This is a genomic window from Wolbachia endosymbiont of Glossina morsitans morsitans (assembly GCF_000689175.1).
GTDB classification, from domain to species: Bacteria; Pseudomonadota; Alphaproteobacteria; order Rickettsiales; family Anaplasmataceae; genus Wolbachia; species Wolbachia pipientis.
Map to the genome: position 1 here is coordinate 1 of NZ_AWUH01000053.1, position 18,622 is coordinate 18,622.

Annotated in this window: 13 protein-coding genes and 2 pseudogenes; 9 read left to right on the plus strand and 6 right to left on the minus strand. The window is 36.3% G+C overall.

All coding sequences use genetic code 11. The annotated features are described in order from the left end of the window. Positions 1 to 194: 194 nt before the first annotated feature. A complete protein-coding gene (locus WGMM_RS01290) occupies positions 195 to 665 on the plus strand; it encodes a hypothetical protein (protein ID WP_240991827.1) in 471 nt (156 codons plus the stop codon). An 85-nt stretch (positions 666 to 750) separates the two neighbouring features. Here the strand turns inward: WGMM_RS01290 and ppdK are convergent, their stop codons facing one another. Beyond that, positions 751 to 3,486 carry a pyruvate, phosphate dikinase gene (gene ppdK, locus WGMM_RS01295; RefSeq protein WP_240991831.1) on the minus strand — a complete coding sequence of 912 codons (2,736 nt, stop codon included), beginning with the start codon at positions 3,484 to 3,486 and terminating at the stop codon, positions 751 to 753. 210 nt (positions 3,487 to 3,696) lie between these two features. Between ppdK and WGMM_RS01300 the strand changes: the two genes are divergently transcribed. After that, positions 3,697 to 4,548, plus strand: a complete 852-nt coding sequence (locus WGMM_RS01300; protein ID WP_038248891.1) for an Rpn family recombination-promoting nuclease/putative transposase — start codon at positions 3,697 to 3,699, stop codon at positions 4,546 to 4,548. 105 nt (positions 4,549 to 4,653) lie between these two features. Here WGMM_RS01300 and WGMM_RS01305 read toward each other — a convergent pair whose 3' ends face one another. Beyond that, positions 4,654 to 6,009 carry a phosphomannomutase/phosphoglucomutase gene (locus tag WGMM_RS01305; RefSeq protein WP_240991828.1) on the minus strand — a complete coding sequence of 452 codons (1,356 nt, stop codon included), beginning with the start codon at positions 6,007 to 6,009 and terminating at the stop codon, positions 4,654 to 4,656. Positions 6,010 to 6,136: 127 nt separating this feature from the next. Between WGMM_RS01305 and WGMM_RS06460 the strand changes: the two are divergent. From WGMM_RS06460 to WGMM_RS01320, 3 genes and pseudogenes are all read left to right on the plus strand, one after another. Beyond that, positions 6,137 to 8,430, plus strand: a pseudogene (locus tag WGMM_RS06460) (hypothetical protein). Between the two features lie 521 nt (positions 8,431 to 8,951). After that, positions 8,952 to 9,203: a hypothetical protein gene (locus WGMM_RS05260; RefSeq protein ID WP_010081945.1), complete on the plus strand. Its 252-nt coding sequence runs from the start codon at positions 8,952 to 8,954 to the stop codon at positions 9,201 to 9,203. After that, the gene (locus tag WGMM_RS01320) at positions 9,193 to 9,708 is read left to right on the plus strand and encodes an IS110 family transposase (RefSeq protein WP_051599597.1); all 516 of its coding nucleotides are present in this window, start codon (positions 9,193 to 9,195) and stop codon (positions 9,706 to 9,708) included. Before WGMM_RS05260 ends, WGMM_RS01320 begins: the two co-directional genes overlap by 11 nt. A gap of 352 nt (positions 9,709 to 10,060) precedes the next feature. Here the strand turns inward: WGMM_RS01320 and tsaD are convergent, their stop codons facing one another. Both tsaD and WGMM_RS01330 read right to left on the minus strand, forming a co-directional pair. After that, entirely contained in the window at positions 10,061 to 11,068 is a 1,008-nt protein-coding gene (tsaD, locus tag WGMM_RS01325) for a tRNA (adenosine(37)-N6)-threonylcarbamoyltransferase complex transferase subunit TsaD (protein WP_038248897.1), read from the minus strand. 367 nt (positions 11,069 to 11,435) lie between these two features. Next, positions 11,436 to 12,572, minus strand: a complete 1,137-nt coding sequence (locus WGMM_RS01330; protein ID WP_038248900.1) for a cysteine desulfurase family protein — start codon at positions 12,570 to 12,572, stop codon at positions 11,436 to 11,438. Positions 12,573 to 12,727: 155 nt separating this feature from the next. Between WGMM_RS01330 and WGMM_RS01335 the strand changes: the two genes are divergently transcribed. Continuing rightward, complete coding sequence (locus WGMM_RS01335) at positions 12,728 to 13,426, plus strand: alpha/beta hydrolase (protein WP_038248903.1); 699 nt, start codon at positions 12,728 to 12,730, stop codon at positions 13,424 to 13,426. 238 nt (positions 13,427 to 13,664) lie between these two features. Here the strand turns inward: WGMM_RS01335 and WGMM_RS01340 are convergent, their stop codons facing one another. Both WGMM_RS01340 and WGMM_RS01345 read right to left on the minus strand, forming a co-directional pair. Next, positions 13,665 to 14,339: an ABC transporter ATP-binding protein gene (locus WGMM_RS01340; protein WP_038248906.1), complete on the minus strand. Its 675-nt coding sequence runs from the start codon at positions 14,337 to 14,339 to the stop codon at positions 13,665 to 13,667. A 39-nt stretch (positions 14,340 to 14,378) separates the two neighbouring features. Next, positions 14,379 to 14,840 carry a HesB/IscA family protein gene (locus WGMM_RS01345; protein ID WP_038248909.1) on the minus strand — a complete coding sequence of 154 codons (462 nt, stop codon included), beginning with the start codon at positions 14,838 to 14,840 and terminating at the stop codon, positions 14,379 to 14,381. Between the two features lie 47 nt (positions 14,841 to 14,887). Between WGMM_RS01345 and WGMM_RS01350 the strand changes: the two genes are divergently transcribed. From WGMM_RS01350 to tnpC, 3 genes and pseudogenes are all read left to right on the plus strand, one after another. Then, positions 14,888 to 16,087: a deoxyguanosinetriphosphate triphosphohydrolase gene (locus WGMM_RS01350; protein ID WP_038248911.1), complete on the plus strand. Its 1,200-nt coding sequence runs from the start codon at positions 14,888 to 14,890 to the stop codon at positions 16,085 to 16,087. Then, positions 16,087 to 17,169: a bifunctional diaminohydroxyphosphoribosylaminopyrimidine deaminase/5-amino-6-(5-phosphoribosylamino)uracil reductase RibD gene (gene ribD, locus WGMM_RS01355; protein WP_038248912.1), complete on the plus strand. Its 1,083-nt coding sequence runs from the start codon at positions 16,087 to 16,089 to the stop codon at positions 17,167 to 17,169. The genes WGMM_RS01350 and ribD overlap by 1 nt, the downstream gene beginning before the upstream one ends. A gap of 112 nt (positions 17,170 to 17,281) precedes the next feature. Then, positions 17,282 to 18,622, plus strand: a pseudogene (tnpC, locus tag WGMM_RS01360) (IS66 family transposase); the annotation flags it as partial.

The following is an 18,622-nucleotide window of genomic DNA, read 5'->3' on the forward strand; positions in this document are numbered from 1 at the left end:
ACAATAATCCGAACAGACCGTAATATGCTACTGGCCTGCTATAGCCATAAACACATATCTTATCGCATTCGGACTATTATAAGAAAGGCTATAATATAAGAACTCACGGCGATGGTCTATTAAATCATACTATTACACCAAATAGTGGTAACGGTCAGCATTATAATAACAAAAATGAAACGCCTGTAGTAACAGTGCCTTCTATATTAACAAAGAAGACAAATACCAATCAAACTGTTACACCAAATAGTGGTAACGGTCAGCATCATAATAACGAAAATAAAACGCCTGTAGCAACAGGGATTGACCAAACTGCCACACCAAATAATGATAATAAAGCTAACGGCTTTGTAGATGCTCAATTTTCTATGCCAAATGAACAAGAAACTAAATATAAAGAGAGCAAAAAGGGTTTTTACACCTCATTGATAAAAGATGTTGTTGGAGTTGTTATTACAGGATTATTCATTACTGCTGCTGTGATGGTTCCATTTGTAGCTGGTGCAGTAGTTTGCAGTGTCATAGCTGCTTTGATTGCAATATATACCGGGTTGCATGTAAAAAATTCTACATTACCAAGTTATAGGGAGATGAGAGAGAATGAAGTTGAACGTGTAACAGGATGTCATCCCAGTGCCCAGACACCGGGATCCAAAAGGCCATAATAAAAACTAGATCCCAGCGTCACGCGCTGGAATGACACCCTCTGGTGGGCTCAAACCATATGAGTAGCCAACACTGACACTATACTTACCTAGCAAATTTAGATCTAACACTAAACTGTGCTGCCACTAACTTTGCAATCGGAACTCTATAGGGTGAGCATGAAACATAATCTACCCCTGATTCGATGAGAAACTCTATAGATTTTGGATCTGCTCCATGCTCCCCACATATACCCAGTTTTATTTCTTTTCGGGTTTTTTTGCCTCTTTCAATGGCTATCTTGATTAACTCCCCTACCCCTTCGATGTCCAGCACTTCAAATGGGTCGTTTTCGAATATGTTGCTTTCCTTATAAGAATCGAGGAAATTAACTGAATCATCTCTTGAAAGTCCCATGGTTGTTTGCGTTAAATCATTAGTGCCAAAACTAAAAAACTCTGCATGTTTTGCTAACTTATCAGCAATCAGTGCTGCTCTTGGTAGTTCTATCATCGTTCCAATTGAATAAGCCTTGTCTGATGTCATTCCAGCGCGTGACGCTGGAATCTGCGTCTGGATCCCAGCTGAGATAACAGAGGATTCTTTCTTTGCTAGCTCGCATATCAGAATAAATTCTTTCTCGCTCATGATAAAAGGAATCATGATTTCAGGCTCCACTTCTATCTTCTTTTCTTTCTTTAATTCACTTGCAGCACTAAGTATTGCCCTAATCTGCATGCTATATATTTCAGGATGAGAAATAGCAAGTCTACAACCTCGATGGCCAAGCATTGGGTTCTTTTCTGATAACTGTGCTATTTTATTTTTTACTGACTCAACTGACTTACTAAGTGACTTGGCAATTTTTTCTATAGTAGACTGATCATTGGGTAAAAATTCATGCAAAGGTGGATCAAGCAACCGTATAGTGACTTCCCTGCCCTCCATAATAGAAAATATTTCTTTGAAATCAGACTTTTGCATTTCTTCTAGTTTAATGAGCGCATTTGCCCTTTCATTTTCATCGTCAGCTATTATCAATTTTTGAATGAATTCGATTCTATCACTAGCGAAAAACATATGTTCTGTGCGACATAAGCCTATACCTTCTGCACCGAATTCTTTTGCAATTTTTGCATCTTTTGGAGTATCAGCGTTCGCTCTCACTTTGATCGTTTTGATTTCATCTATCCAGTTGATTATCGTTTTGAATTCTTGCGATAATTCAGGTGAAATTGTAGGAAGAATGCCAAGCATAACCTCCCCTGTTCCTCCGTTGATGGTAATTGGTTCACCTTTATTTACTCTTGCATCCCCTACAAAAAAGAAAGTTCCATCTTTATCGATATAAAGTCCACTTACACTGCAAATGCACGGCTTACCCATTCCACGGGTTACAACAGCAGCATGCGAGGTCATCCCTCCCCGTGCTGTTACTATGCCACTTGCAGCATTCATTCCATTAATATCTTCAGGACTCGTTTCTGACCTTACTAAAATCACTTTTTTACCCTGCTCTGCAGCTTTTTCAGCATCACTTGCACTAAACACTACATATCCAGAAGCAACCCCTGGAGAAGCCGGCAGTCCCTTCCCTATTACTTTCTGGTCACCCTTAACGTCAAGAACTGGATGCAATAAATTGTCAAAGTTTTTTGGATCAATTCTCAATATTCCTTCTTCTTTTGTAATCGTTCCTTCGTTTACCATATCAACCATTATGCGAATAGCAGCTTCAGCCGTGCGCTTGCCAGACCTAGTCTGCAAAATCCATAACTTACCGTCCTGCACAGTAAATTCGATATCCTGCATGTCTTTATAATGCCTTTCAAGTTTTTCACATACCACGCATAATTCTCGGTAGACACTTGGCAGCAACTTCTCCATGGTGTTTTTTTGCTCTCCGTCAATTGGCATAGGAGTATAAACACCAGAAACCACATCCTCACCCTGAGCATTAATCAGAAATTCACCAAAGTATTTTTTTTCTCCAGTCGAAGGATTTCGTGTAAATATCACACCAGTTGCAGAATTATCATTTAAATTACCAAAAACCATTGCTTGCACGTTGACCGCTGTTCCAAGGTTTTCAGGAATATTATGTATTCTTCTATAGGAAACAGCCCTATCATTTTTCCAAGAGGCAAATACTGCATTAACTGAGTTTAACAATTGCTCTTCAACGTTCTGCGGGAAATGTTTCTCAGTTTTTTCATATACTATCTTTTTAAAATCGTTAACAATTCTCTTTAAAACATCAACATCAAGATCAGCTAAGCTTTTTGCTCCACTCTTTTGCTGTTCATTATCAACAACATCTTGAAATAGGTGATGATCAAGCTGTAGTACAACATTGGAGTACATCATGATGAAACGGCAGTAGCTATCGTAAGCAAAACATTCGCCACTTTTTTTTGCAAGCCCAACAACGGTTTCATCATTTAGACCAACATTTAAAATAGTATCAAGCATGCCCGGCATTGAACTAACACTACCAGAGCGTATTGAAACTAATAAAGGATTATTTAAATCCCCAAATTTACAACCGATTTCATTTTCGAGCATCGCCATGTAGTTTTTGATTCCACTACATATGTCATTCCAGTGCGTGACCACATTTTTTTCTGGATCCGAGTAGTCAGCTACTTGGATAACAGAAGATCTATTGTCTTGATAATAGACTTTGCAAGCAGAGGTGGAAATTGTGAAACCAGGTGGAACAGGAATGCCAACATTGCACATTTCTGCTAAATTTGCCCCCTTTCCTCCCAGCAGATTTTTCATTTCTGCATTGCCTTCGCATTTACCCTGGCTGAAGTAATGTATTAACTTTTCCCCCATCATTTTCTCCGGATTTTCACTGATAAACACATTGTACATATAGTTCCAATAAACCTGTGAGAACTTGAAACCTTAGGATAATAAATTTTACAAAATTTTGCAACAACGTTCCTTCTGGCAACATCAGTAAAGTTAACAAAAAAGATGACAAATTATTGAATTATTATCAATAAGAATATATAATATAAAGATACATTTAAAAATTTTTTTATGGCTCTTTCTAAATTTCTCGACCCCAAGAATGATGTTGCGTTCCGGCGTATTTTTGGTACTGAAAAAAATAAAGACATCCTCATTCACTTTCTCAATGATATTTTGGGGTTCACTGGCAAAGATGAAATAAAAGAAATAGAATTCCTCAGCACTATGCAAGATGCTGAAATTGCCTCTAAAAAACAAAGTATCGTTGATGTTCTTTGCAGGGATGAAAATGGGGTGCAAGTAATAATCGAAATGCAAGTTGCCAAAACTAAAGGCTTTGAAAAACGCGCTCAATATTACGCTGCTAAAGCTTATTCAAGGCAAGCTGATAAAGGTGATCAATATCAGGATCTTAAAGAAATCATTTTTATAGCTATTGCTGATTGTATTCTCTTTCCTAATAAATCTGAGTATAAGTCAGATCATGTAATGTTAGACAAAGATAGCTATGAACATGATTTAAAAGATTTTTATTTTACATTTATTGAGTTACCAAAATTTCCTAAAACTAAAGAAGACCAATTGGAGAGTATAGTTGAAAAATGGATCTATTATTTTAAATATGCAGATGAAACTAGCGAAGAAGAATTGGAAAAGGTAATAGGTAGTGATGTAATAATTAAAAAGGCATATGAAGAACTAAATAGATTCAACTGGTCAGAGAAAGAATTTATTGCCTACGAACGGGAAATAAAACGTATTCGTGATGAACGGGCTGTTCTTGAACAAAAACTTGATGATGCTAAAAAGGAAGGAAAAATTGAAGTTGCAAAAACAATGCTGGCTAATAATGTTGATGTCACCACTATTGTTAAGTTTACTGGCCTCTCCATGAGTGAGATCAAAGAATTGCAGAATTAAGTGGAGCCGCAAACGGTTACAAGAAATAATGCTGCGGCCTGACAGGTGATAAGTACATTTAGCCTATTTATCTTTATACTTTCATGTCAATTTTATAAATCAAATTTATTTCTGTGAGTAGCTACAATTTAAAGACCTTGCTTCATCAATGTAATGGAACAAAACCTTTTTAGTAAGTTCAAAACCCTCTAAAGTCTCTCCTTCGCATCTTGCTGTAATGCAGTTTTGCGTATTTGATACCCTAAGAAGCCACCAACCTTTATTATCGGTTACCTTAACACCATCAAGATCTGAAAATACAATATTTTGCTGCTCCAGTGTTTTCTTTATTGACTCAATTATTTGAAACTTTTTCTCATCTTTCACTACAATCTTCACTTCACGGGTGATATATAACTTCGGTAAATCCTCAATCACCTGAGATAGACTTTGGTTTTTCTTAAGCAAAATGTCAACTGCTTTAACAGCAGAATATAGCCCATCATCAAAACTTAGCTCAGAAAAGAAGAAGTGCCCGCTTAATTCACTAGCAAACTTTGCCTCTTCCTCTACCATCTTCTTCTTAACTAGTGAATGTCCAGTAGCACAGGTGATAACTTGCCCTCCTAACTTGCTAACAAAATCATGCACTTTCATACTCATTTTTACGTTAGCAATAACTTTGCTTTCTGGATATTCCTCCAACACTTCACGTGCAAAAATTATAAATAAATGGTCATTGGAAACAACGTTGCCTTTATTATCAATTAAGCGCACCCTATCGCTATCGCCATCTAGCGCAATGCCAAGATCACATCCATATTCCTTCACAATGTCAATTAATTGAGCAAGATTTTTTTCCTCTATGGGATCTGGATCATGCAGTGGAAATGCCCCATCTATAGAGTTATTGGTTACGATGTGCGTATGACCAGGCAAGATCTTTTCAATATACCTTATAATTCCACTTGCTGGACTATTTCCACAATCCCAGGCTATTTTTAATTTCTGTGTAGTATCGTTCTTCACTGCACTTTTCAATATGCTAATGTACTCACTATATATATTTATGTTAATTAAGCTTCCAATTCTTGTGCTGCTTTTAATTGGACTGCTTATAATTTCCTTCATTTCTTGATCTGAGAAGACTTTTTTATTACTAAAAAATTTAAAGCCATTATATTCGCTGGGGTTATGAGAGGCAGTTATTATGATACCAAGATCCGCCTGTGTGATTTGTGTTGCAGCGTAAAGCATAGGTGAAGAGCATAGTCCAACGCGTATAACATTTGCACCGGATAAACTTAAGCCCCTAATTAATTCTCTTTCTATACCTGGTGAATCTATTCTGCTGTCGTAGCCGACACAAACACTAGCTACGGTTTGGCCAAACTTTCTACCTATCTCGTGCCCATCATTAATCTGCAAGTCTTTGCCTATTATACCTCTAATATCGTATTTTCCTATAATGGTATTGTCCATACTGTACTTCTTGAAGTGACTACTATATAACATTTTGGCCAAATGCTCAAGTTTATTTATCCAACAATTAGTTGACTTTTTAAAGAAATCTGTTAATATTATAGTATATTTTTTAAAATGTAAAATTATGCCACAGGAAAACGAAAATGTATTTATAGCTGAAAGTCAAAGTTTAGATGTAGATAAACAGCAGAAAAAGGATATTTTAGATGTGATTGAATCTTGTAGCAGCTTTCAAGAGACTATAAAACAATTGGAGGAAAAAATTTAATCTGGTATTTTATTGGCCCTTTACGCAAAGATGAGGACATTACAGGACAGATAAATTTAAAGTGGGAAAAGGAGTTCCAAAAATTTGAGCAATCAATAAATGAAACACATAGAGAATTTGAAGCATCTTTACCAAATCAAAATTACTTAGCGTATTCAACAAAAGATGATGACTTCAAAAATAGATTTGAAAATCAAGAAAAACCAATAGAAATTAGCAATATTTTAAGGACCAGCAGTGAAGGTAAGGTTTATAATATATCTTTAGGGAAAGATAGTCAAATAACCGCAAGCAAGAAAAATGGCAATGAGAGGCACTATGATTTTACTGGATCAAGGTCATGTGAAATGACCATTAATTGGCAGGCTAAGGATTCTGAAGGTAACAGCATAGACTGTAGCATGACCGTAAAATTGGATTCTGGTGGTATACAGAGTGTTATTGGTGAGCCAAAATTTGGAGGAATAACGAGTTCAGAAGAAGTATTAAAGTTAGTTGGACAAAATAAAGAAGTTTTTATCAACAGAAAAACTCTGTATCAAGCTTTTACTGATATAGGTCAAGATATGGACAGTCTCGAGCCCACACAAGATCTATCATCGCAATTGCCTACACCAAGCAGCAGTGGGTATTCCTCTCCTAGCACGCCTTCTTCACGTAGAAGTTCTTCTTCTGTTGAAAGCGAGATTGGTGATGAAGAGTCTGAAATCATTGATGAATACATTGACGATGACTACGATGAACAAGAAATACACAAAGATTATAAGAAAAAGTATGAACAAGAAGGATTAAAAGGTGTAGATGAGACTATAAATGAAATTAACAAACTTGCAGAGCAGCGTGACAATCTAAGCTTAGAACGTGACTCCTTGAGAGATAAAGTTAATGAACAACAGCAAGTGATATTTGAAAGAGATCAAAGAATAAAGGAGCAAGATGCTTCTATTAAGTCACTTATAGAGAAACTTGAAAAATTAGAAGAACTTAATAAAAAGATAGAAAAAGAAGGTGATACACAAATAAGCGAATTAAGTGAAGAAAAGCAAACTGGGGAAGAAGAAGCTGAAAGACTTAAAGCTGAATTAAAAAGGATGACGCAAGAATTAGCTTGGAAGAATCAAAATATTGAGCAGTTAACACAAAAGATAGAGAAAGAACTGCAGGATAAAAATGATGTAATAGAAAGCTTAAATGATAAGTTGAAAGATAAAGAAGATGAAGTTCAATCAGTAAATGGGATAAATAAAGAACTACAGAAGAAATTGAAGCAAAGTGAAGCTAATTTAACTGTACTAGAGAAAAAGAGTGCAAATTTGGAGAATGATCTGAACAAAATAGTGGAAGGTTTAAAGGATGATCATAAAAAGCAGTTGGCAGAACAGTTAATGGAAACAAAAAAGGAAAACAATACATTGGCTGAAACGGCGAGCCAATTGTCTAAAGAATTAAATGAATTACAGAGAGAAAAGGAAGATTTAGAGAGGGAAATTCGACAACTTGAACCTGGAAGATCACTTGCAGATGAGCTAAGCGAAGAAAATACGAAGAGGAAAATAGAAAAACTTCAATATCAACTTAAGGAAAAGGAAGGGATGTTAACGTGTACACAGGAAGAGCTGGCATCTGTCAAAGAGAGTCTAGAGCAACTGCAGAACATATTACAGCAGGAAAAAGGTCAGGCAACTCAAACTGAAGTTGAATATGAAAGTAGAGGAACAAGCATGCAGCAGCAAGACCAAGGTATACAAGCTGTAAACAACAACTCAAGCAGAATAGCTAGGGGGTTAAGACAAGAAAACAAAAAATTGACTAGAGACAAACTAACTATATCTGAACAATTAAAACAAAAAATAAGAGAGATTGACGAGTTAAAGAAAAATTTAAAGCAACTGCAAGAAGAAAATAAACAACTAAAACAAGAAGTTACCAAAAATGCAGGCGTTGATGCATCATCTTCAACAGGTCAAAAAGAAGCTAAAGAAGCAGAAGTTATACCGCAAAACATTATGGATTGGCCTGTTCCAATTCCAGACGATAAACCAGAAGAGCAGAAAACTCCATTAGAGCCAATCAAGGTAAATACAGAATTATCAGATCCAAAATCAATCTCCGCTGAGGGTCCGGAAAAATCTCCTCCTCTTTCAAAATGATGAGTTTTGCTTCTACAGCTGACCCAAGCAACACGTTATCCCGCGATTTATTCGCGTTATCTCAGCCGCTAACACGTAGCGGGATACTTAACCGTCATACCGTGATTTATTCACAGTATCTCTTAGCCACTAACAAGCAGCGGGATGACAGCAATCCTACGTCATGCCGCCGCGGTATCTCTAGATCCCGCTAACTAGTAGCGGAATGACGAATTTTTGTTTTTTAAATTATAGCCAAACATACTGTAATTGCTATTGAATGATGGAGAGACATACTCCATTATTTTAGCACGAAGTAACAAATTCAATGAATTGGTTCTTCAAAAATAATTTAAACTTTTACAGTAGGTCATGAAATATTATAGCGATCTCATTAAAAGAAACTTTTATAAGTATCGTTGATGAGAAAGGAAAAGTTGTTAAGGAAGAAGTTGTTGCAAGCGAAAGTAAGGCAATAGCAGATTAGCCAAGGCAAAAAGTACGAATCCATAGGAATAGAAAGTGGACAGTTGTCAATATCAATGTGCAAAGAGTTAAGGAGTTTTGGATTACCAGTAATTTGTGTAGATGCAAGGCATATGGCAGCAGCGTTGTCTGCAAGAATCAATAAGAATGATAAAAACGATGCGAGGGGTATAGCGCAGATGATGAGAAGTGTTAGTAAAATCAGTTGTCAAATTAAAATAGCGCTTGGAAGCAGAAGACAGCTAATGTGTAGCAAACAGCAGGTTATTGGAACAATAAGAGGGTTGTTGAAGATACATGGTCGGTAAAGGATCAAAATTTGAAACTTTCGCTTTAAGAATACAAGAGGCAATAAATAATTTGGATGAAATCAGTAGGAGTTCAATTGAAGCGTTAGTTTGTAGTTTGGAAGCAATAGAAAAGTCATTAAGAAAGCTTGACAAAATGCTTTCAGAACAAGGTGAAAAAGACGATGATTGTAAATTGTTAACTACTGTTCCAGGAGTGGGGATTATAGTAGCAATGACGTATAAAGCTGCAATTGATAACCCACATAGTTTTGAGAAATCTGATACAGTTGGAGCATATATAGGGTTGACACCAAGGCAATATTCTTCTGGAAAAGTTGATCGGCATGGCAGCATATCAAAGATGGGACCAGCGGAATGTAGAAGTATGTTATATGAAGCTGCACAAACAATGCTTACAGTTACCAAGAGGACATTTAAATTAAAAAACTGGGGTTGCGAAGAAAAAAGGAATGAAAAAAGCAATTGTAGCAGTAGCAAGAAAATTAGCTGTAATTATGCATAGGATGTTGGTTGATAAAACAGAATTTTATTATCAATAAACATCAAAAGAGCATAGGACAATAATTTTATTGAAAATAAAGATAGCAATGCCGATGGAAGGGACAAGCAAGAACTTAGTTAGACTTCGTGGTAAATATGTTGCCGTCCACTTCCGCCTAACAAGTATGATGCGGCTTGACAAATTTATTGTCATCTCAGACCGCGGAGAGAACCATACGCTACTTTTAACTTATGTAAAATTACCAAGGATTATGGAGAAGATATGCTGTTTTGATTTGTGTGAAAATTATTGTTGACTTATGTGCAATTAGAGAACCTAAGTTACTTTAGCTATAATTCAGAATTGAGAGCTTTTAATAACTCTCTAACTCCCACTTAGGTCTTGGTGCAAAATTGAGAGAATCTATATAGCTTTTCTGTAACATTTCAATTCCTGCCCATCCAACCATTATTGCATTATCTGTACATAGGTTGTTGGGAGGAAAAAATATGTTTAAGTTTATGTGTTGTTTTAATTTTTCTCTCAAGAAATTATTTGCTGCAACTCCGCCGGTAATCACAAAGTCATTGATTTTGATATTTAAAGATTCGGCCATAATAATCGCATTACTAACCCTGTCCAGCAGTATGTCACTAATACACTCTTGAAACGAAGCACATACGTCACACACATCTTGCTCGCTCATTTTAAGTTCTTGCACTAAGTTTTTTACTACTGTTTTAATTCCAGAAAACGAAAAGTTACATCCAGAACGTTTTATCATTGCCCTTGGCAATTTAAATCTTGCACCATTGCCTTTTTTAGCTAACTTTTCAATTAATGGCCCTCCGGGATAGCTTAAACCCAGCATCTTAGCAACTTCATCAAATGCTTCTCCTAGTGAATCATCGAGCGTTTCTCCAAGTTTAATGTATTTACCTACATCCTGTGCAATTAAAAATTGACAGTGACCACCTGATATTAGTAGGACTAAAAATGGAAATTTTACCTCATGCAGTAACCTAATAACCAGTGCATGCGCTTCTAAGTGATTCACTGCAATGAACGGTTTTTGTGCTACATGCGCAATTGCTTTAGCCATCATTGTACCAACTATTAATCCACCTATGAGTCCTGGTCCTGATGTTGCTGCAATTGCATTGAGGTCACAAAAGTTAAGGTTAGATTTTTCCACGGCGCTTTTTATTAGACCACTTAAATGCTTCATATGAGCACGTGAAGCTATTTCAGGGATCACTCCACCACGTTTTTTGTGTTCTGCTTGGGAGAGAATTTCGTGAGCAAGGACTTGCTTGTCACTATTTACAATCGCTACTGCAGTTTCGTCGCAGCTTGTTTCAACAGCTAAAATGGTTTTCATGTATATTTAGTTACTGTATTACCAAAACTATACTTTGAAACGCTGTAGAAGTTAACTGCAAAGTTATAGCTCTTTTTACAATAATCCGAACAGACCGTAATATGCTACTGGCCTTCTATAGCCATAAACACATATCTTATCGCATTCGGACTATTATAAGAAAGGCTATACTTTAGCTATGCAATCAGGCTTCCTAAAAACACTTTGTAGCCAATCAATTCTTGAGTATAAAAAAAATTCCTTTAATAAGCTAGCCTAACAACCGTCATCCCGCTGCTTGTTAGCGGGATCTAGAGATACCGCGGGGTTGTAAAGTAATTTTTTACATCTAATGCTCGGCCAGTGCCTGCATGATACCACGTATTATCTATACCAAGGAGTTCTGCTTGTAGATATTATACCAACAATCCACTATTTTTTTTATGTCTTGTGGTTTAGTTTCTGGACCTATACTGATTCTAATTGAACACTCTGCTTGCTCTTTTGTTGCCCCCATTGCAAGCAAAACATGGGAAGGCTCAACTTTTCCAGAAGAACATGCGGAGCCATTACTAACTGCAATATAATTCAAGTCAAAATGCATGAGCTGCACATCACTCTTTACTCCTGGCATATAAATAAAACTTGTGTTTGGCAGCCTCTTAGAGTTTTTACCGAAGATTCTTATGTCACTGGCAAGATTTAATAATTCACACTCTAATTGATCGCGTAGCTCCTTTACTTCATCCATTTTTGATAAAAGATCTGGAATATTTTGCAGTGCAGCAGAAAGGCCTGCAATTGCAACAATATTTTCCGTACCACCACGAAATCCCTTCTCTTGTCCACCACCTATTATAATAGGTTCTATCGCAAGTTCTTTATTGAATATTAAAACTCCACTGCCTGCTACACCGCCAAATTTATGGGCGGATAAAGTGAGTAAATCCACTCCTAAATCTTCCATATTAACTTTAATTTTCCCAACACTTTGAGCAGTGTCAGTGTGGCAAATTGCTCCAAACTTGTGTACTATTTTAGCTATTTCCTCAATAGGTTGAATAACTCCGGTTTCGTTATTTGCCATCATAACTGAAACTATTGCTTTGTTTCCTTTAAGCTCGCTTAGAATTTTTTCTAGCTCTAAAAAGTCAACAATGCCCTCCTGATTAACAGGTATTATATATGGATTACATGCAGAATTAAGAATTGAAGGATGCTCTATAGCTGAAATTATATGCAGGTAGCCTGCTATTCCTCTCATAACAAGGTTATTCGCTTCAGTTGCACCAGACGTAAAAACTATTTCTTTATCACTTGAAACGCCAATAGCACCACGTACGTTATCTCTTGCATCCTGAAGAATCTTCCTCGCTTCTTGTCCTCTCTTATGTAGTGATGATGGATTGAGCGTTTGTTTTGACAAGACCTCAAATATACTTTTTTTTACATTTTCACTAATTGGAGCAGTTGCATTGTAATCAGCATATACGCAACCACTATTTTCTAAAGAGAATGGATTCATCTGTCACTTAAATAAGTTTACCATCAACTATAGCCATAACTATGTACGTTAGCTTTAACACGATAAAAAATTTATTGCAAAAACAGCGAAATTAATACATAATTAATAACTCACGTCATCAATACCTGTCAAGAGGGTTCTTATTAGGAGTTACCATGGTTGAAGTTTTTTTAAATAATGCAACAAGAAAGATAGAAGGTGAATACCACCAAAGCAAAGATGCCAACGCGCCGGTTGTGCTGGTTTTACATCATCATCCTCAATATGGTGGTAATATGGATAGTAAAATTGTACATAGTACATATACGTCTTTTATCGATAACAATTTTTCTGCATTGAAAATTAACTTTCGTGGTGTGGGAAAATCTACCGGAACTTTTGATAAGGGTATAGGAGAATTAACTGACGCTGCGGTAGCCATTGATTGGCTTCAGGAACATAATCCTAGCAATGTTCCAATTTGGATCGCTGGTTTTTCTTTTGGAGCATGGGTGGCTATGCAGCTAACAATGCGCCGCCCTGAGATAGTGGGTTTTATTGCTCTTTCTCTTCCGGTAACTAAGTACGATTTTTCTTTTCTTTCTCCCTGTCCAGTTTCTGGGCTTATAATACAAAACAGTAATGATACAATCTCAGAAGAAAGCGATGTAACAGAATTAGCAAAAAGGTTGATAAATTCAGTAAGAAGTGATCACATGAAATACCATATAATAGATGATACTAATCACTTTCTAAAGGATAAAGAAGAGGAAGTGACTCAAATCGTGGACAATTATATAAAACTGCGCTTGAATAGTGCAACTATTTCTTTTCAAAAGGTCAAAAAAGAGGTAAGGGTAAAAGAATATGCCTAATCTTTACAAATAAGAGAAATGAGTATAGTAATATAAATAAAAGGGTTTTGTTATGTTTAAAAAGCTATTATTTTTTGTTTTAACTGTGTTTATGTTATCGGGGTGTTTCCTAAGTAAACAGCGTAAGTTAAAAAGTCCATGTATAAAAAGCAATGAAAGCATTTCATGCGAATTATACTCTGTTAATGATCATTGGTTAGATAAGTATAGGGCATAGAAATTGTGCTATTTTTCCTATTCACAACTTCACTAATGATCGATCTCTCAATTGGAAAATGCAGTCTGCCTTTTCTGCAAGGAGGTGATTGTGTGTTACTATAAGCATAGAGCTGTTATTTTCCTTTACGTATGAATGTAGCAGTAAAAACACCTTAAAAGAGTTTGTTGGATCTAAGTTTCCTGTTGGCTCATCTGCAAGTAAAAGCTTTGGAGAATTTACAATGCTTCTTGCAATTGCAACTCTCTGCCTTTCCCCACCCGAAACTTCAGATACCATGCTACTTGCTTTGTTTTCCAGACCAAATTTTTCCAACATTGCTTGCGAATTTTTTTTTGCTTCAGCTTTGCTTTTTCCTGCAATGAGTTGAGGAAGCATAATATTTTCCAACACCGATAACTCTTGTAACAAATAGTGAAATTGATAAACAAAACTAAGAAAATTTCTTCTTACATGAGTTTTATGCTTATTAATGGCTTGTGTACAATTTATTCCATCTATCGTAACTATACCTGAAGTTGGCTTGTCCAACAAGCCTGCGATTTGCAATATAGTTGTTTTCCCTGCACCTGAATCGCCAATCAGCGCTACTACTTGCCCTCTTGTGACACTTAAGTTGATATCCTTTACAACAGCAGAATTGTTCTTGAAGCTTTTATCTACGGAAGTTAGTTCTAGTGCTACATTACCACCCATGTTTAAAAGATCCAGAAGGCATCTAAGTTTTAGTAATAATTAAACCGAAAAACTGTTGCCACAACCACACTGGGATTTAGCAAAGGCATTCCTTATTTGAAAACCAGAACCACTGAGATCCTCAGTATAATCTATAACTGAGTTATTTAAAAATTTTGCTGAACAATTATCAACCATTAATACAGGGTTTCCATTTTCATCATTAATTACTATATCTTTACCTTTTTCGCTAAAACTGGAGTGGCTTCTATAGTCCTCACTTTCTTCATAGTCATCATCTTCGTCTTCGTCATCAAACTCATCATCGTAATCATCGTCTTCATCATCCAAAGATAGATTTTTATTCATTTGATCCATAAGAAAATAGTATTTGAAGCCAGAACATCCACCACCTGAAACTGCAACTCGTAAAATGGAACTCTTATCCCCTTCCTGCTCTGCAAGAGAGTGGATTTTTTTTAGTGCATTATCAGTTAAGTTGATGTTGTAATTTGTTGACATAGTAACCACCGTTTATTATTGATAACTTATTATAGTAGAAATTTTACATGTCAAACAATAATTTTCTATTAAATTATGCATGTTTTCCAAGCAAAACAAAAGGGAGATACTTCAAAGAGCCAGAAGATGAGAATCGCAGCTGCTTTCAGCGTGATAGGGACCGTATCATTCACTCTAATGCGTTTAGAAAATTGGAGTACAAAACACAAGTTTTTATCAATTATGAGCACGACTACTATCGCACTCGGCTTACTCATAGCCTTGAAGTTGCACAAATTGCAAGGTCCATTGCGCGTAGACTTGGCTTAAATGAGGATATCACTGAATGCATAGCGCTCGCACATGATCTTGGTCATCCTCCATTTGGTCATGCAGGTGAAGATGCTCTAAAGAAATCAGTTCAAGATTTGAATCTTGATAACGAGAAGTATGAGTTTGATCATAATGTTCAAGCTATAAGGATTTTAACTTACCTCGAACAAAAACATGCTGATTTTGATGGTATGAATCTAAGTTGGGAGGTGATTGAAGGAGTTGCAAAACATAACGGTCCCTTGCTTGGTCAAAACGCGGAGTCTTCTACAAATAATCAGCTGTTATTAGAATACAACAAAAAATATGATCTAAAACTTGAAGAATTTTCAAGCATTGAAGCGCAAGTTGATTCAATTGCCGATGATATTGCTTACAGTGTTCACGATCTTGATGATGCACTCAGGGCGAATTTAGTAACCACCGAAGATTTGCTGAATGTTCCTTTAATTGAAAAAATGTTTAAAGACATAAGGAGCAGATATTCAGAATTGCCTCAGAGCAAACTCATACATGAATCACTGAGTGGAACTATAGGAACTATGATAAGTGATGTTGTTTCTCAGACTGAAAGAAATATTGAAGATCACAAAATAGAAAGCGTAGAAGACGTAAGAAGTCTAAATAAAATGCTAGTCACATTTTCACCAGAAGTTGCGAATGCTACAAAAGAAATGAAAAGATTCAACATGGAGAAAATATACAGAAGCTATAAACTGAGTAGAACGATGAACAAAGCAAAACGCATAATACAGGAACTCTTTCAATGTTTTTATGAAAACCCAGGATTACTTCCCACAGAGTGGAGCAAACTCGCTTGTGAATCTCAGCGTTCAGTAATAATATGTGACTATATCTCAGGTATGACAGATAGATTTGCTATACACGAGCACAGAAGAATTTTTGATACCTCATACGAAATGACTTCTTTCTAATGACTGATGATCATTTCATGTCAATTGCATTAAGGCTTGCAGAAAAAAATCTTGGAAATGTTGCACCAAATCCTGCTGTCGGGTGTGTTATTGTAAAGGATGGTACAATTGTTAGTGAGGGATACACAGGGATTGGTGGGCGTCCGCATGCGGAGGTAGTCGCTTTGCAAAACGCTAAAGATTCAACTCATGGCGCAACTATGTATATCACTCTTGAGCCATGTTGTCATCACGGAGTCACGGGGCCTTGCACTGCAAAAATCATAAAAGCTAGCATAAAAAGAGTAGTAATTGCAACTATTGACCCAGATAGTAGAGTTTCAGGCAGAGGCATGAAAGCTCTGAAAGAAGCAGGAATTGAAGTTGAGCAAGGTATTATGCAAAAAGAGGCAAAAGAACTGAATGTCGGTTTTTTCACCACTAAAGAATTACATAGACCATTTATAGCTTGCAAAGTCGCAACAACTCTTGACGGAAAAATCGCAACATTTACAGGCGATAGCAAATGGATAACAAGTGAAAATACGAGAAACTGGGTGCATGAGCTCAGAACGAAATATGATGCAATTATGATTGGCAGCAATACTCTTATTAATGATGATCCACTCTTAACTTGCAGATTACCAGGACTCGGAAGTAGATCGCCAATAAGGCTAATTATAGATAGTCAAGGGAGATTAAAGGAAGAGCATAACATTGCAAAGACTGCAGACAAAGTAATAACTTGGGTAATCACAAATAAAGAAGTAGAGAAAAAAATAAAAAACATTAACTACTTAGTAGTTAATTCAAGCAACGCAGGTAAGGTTTGCCTAAAGGACATGGCATTAAAACTTGTTTCAGAAATTGGTATAACAAGATTATTAGTTGAAGGTGGAGGAGTGTTAATCACAGAACTATTAAAGTGTAATTTAATCGACAGGTTGATAATATGCCGCAGTGGTAAAATTTTAGGCAATGATGCCACTCCTTTTGTAGGAGATTTAGGGATTCAATTCATTAACAACTGTTATCAGTTTAAAAAAACAAAGATAATAGAGTTTAGTGAGGATATAGTTGAGGTTTGGGATAGGTCGTCATAATCCTTACATACTCAAACAGTAAAAAAAAGGTATCCGTTCAGCGGAGCGGTAAAATAAAAAGTAGACAAGGAGTGCTAAAAACATAATATCGCAAGTAGTATGTGTGGTAAATATGTCTGATCTACTAGCTAGTCTTCTCAAGCTCTGTGAAAGCTTTAAAATAGAGATAGAGCAACTAAAAGCAGAGATAAAGAGGTTAGAGATAGAAAACGAAAATTTTAGATCTGAGAATAAGGCGCTAAGAATCGAAAATGCTGAATTGAAAGAAAGACTAGGTCTGAATTCACAAAATTCATCGATACCGAGCTCAAAAGAGTTATACAAGCTAAAGAAGAAAAAGAAAAAAAGTGACAGTATAATAGGGGCACAGATTGGGCATGAAGGAAAGTATCGCCCTAAAATGGAAGCAGATGAAGTGGTGAAAATAGAGTTCTTGCGAGTGCGGAGGAGAAATTGCGATATCGAAAGGGCAATACATTCATCAAAAAGTTGATTTGCCAGAAATTAAGCCTTATGTTGTGGAATACCAATGGCCGCTGTTGCAAGTGTGGAAAAAGAAAAAGTAGCAGGCTACCAGAAGGTGTTACTGCGGATACATTTGGTCCAAAAGTTAAGTCAACAATTGCGGCGCTGAGCGGATTTTACAAGAACTCGAAAAGAGAAGTAGCAAATATTATAAAAAATATTTTCAACCTGGACATCAGTGTTGGTAGCGTGTCAAATAGCGAGGCTAGAGTTGCAGAAAAATGCCAAGAAGGAGATGAGAAAATCGAACAAGAAGTAAGTAAAAGTGAAGTTCTGCATATCGATGAAACGAGCCATTATAACAAAGGTAAACTTGGTTGGTGCTGGATGTTTCCCAGTAGTACACCAAGTTTTATAAAATTGACAGAGTCAAGAGGAATGAAGGTTTTACAAAATAGTAAGTTCTGCAATCGCAATAGCTTACGGCAGGTGCGCAGCATACAACTACTTTGCCGATAAGAACAGGCAAATCTGTTGGGCACATTTATCAAGAGATTTTGAAAGATTAGCACATAGTAGAAGTTAAAGTTCTGGGCTGTTATAGCCTTTCTTATAATAGTCCGAATGCGACAAGATATGTGTTTATGGCTATAGCAGGCCAGTAGCATATTACGGTCTGTTCGGATTATTGTAAAAAGAGCTATACCAGACGTGCCAGAAAGTTGCAAAAACGTACAAGGTATTACTTGAAGCCGTTTACCTGAAGCAATTGGAGCTTCTCGAGTTGCAAAAAATATTTTGAAATCTAAAAGAATAATGTGGAATTTTTTAGATGACCCAGAAAACATTCCGCTGACAAACAACCATGCTGAACAGCAGATACGGCATTACGTCGTTTATCGCAAAAATTCATATTTTACCCAATCGAAGTGGGGAACTTGAACGGATAATTTCATTATATAGCCTTTCTTATAATAGTCCGAATGCG

What these genes read in the sequence shown, in the direction of transcription:
- ppdK (WP_240991831.1), bottom strand. Translation starts at nt 3,486, where the DNA reads ATGGGGGAAAAGTTAATACATTACTTCAGCCAGGGTAAATGCGAAGGC.
- WGMM_RS01300 (WP_038248891.1), top strand. Translation starts at nt 3,697, where the DNA reads ATGGCTCTTTCTAAATTTCTCGACCCCAAGAATGATGTTGCGTTCCGG.
- WGMM_RS01305 (WP_240991828.1), bottom strand. Translation starts at nt 6,009, where the DNA reads ATGGACAATACCATTATAGGAAAATACGATATTAGAGGTATAATAGGC.
- WGMM_RS05260 (WP_010081945.1), top strand. Translation starts at nt 8,952, where the DNA reads ATGTGCAAAGAGTTAAGGAGTTTTGGATTACCAGTAATTTGTGTAGAT.
- WGMM_RS01320 (WP_051599597.1), top strand. Translation starts at nt 9,193, where the DNA reads ATGGTCGGTAAAGGATCAAAATTTGAAACTTTCGCTTTAAGAATACAA.
- tsaD (WP_038248897.1), bottom strand. Translation starts at nt 11,068, where the DNA reads ATGAAAACCATTTTAGCTGTTGAAACAAGCTGCGACGAAACTGCAGTA.
- WGMM_RS01330 (WP_038248900.1), bottom strand. Translation starts at nt 12,572, where the DNA reads ATGAATCCATTCTCTTTAGAAAATAGTGGTTGCGTATATGCTGATTAC.
- WGMM_RS01335 (WP_038248903.1), top strand. Translation starts at nt 12,728, where the DNA reads ATGGTTGAAGTTTTTTTAAATAATGCAACAAGAAAGATAGAAGGTGAA.
- WGMM_RS01340 (WP_038248906.1), bottom strand. Translation starts at nt 14,339, where the DNA reads ATGGGTGGTAATGTAGCACTAGAACTAACTTCCGTAGATAAAAGCTTC.
- WGMM_RS01345 (WP_038248909.1), bottom strand. Translation starts at nt 14,840, where the DNA reads ATGTCAACAAATTACAACATCAACTTAACTGATAATGCACTAAAAAAA.
- WGMM_RS01350 (WP_038248911.1), top strand. Translation starts at nt 14,888, where the DNA reads ATGTCAAACAATAATTTTCTATTAAATTATGCATGTTTTCCAAGCAAA.
- ribD (WP_038248912.1), top strand. Translation starts at nt 16,087, where the DNA reads ATGACTGATGATCATTTCATGTCAATTGCATTAAGGCTTGCAGAAAAA.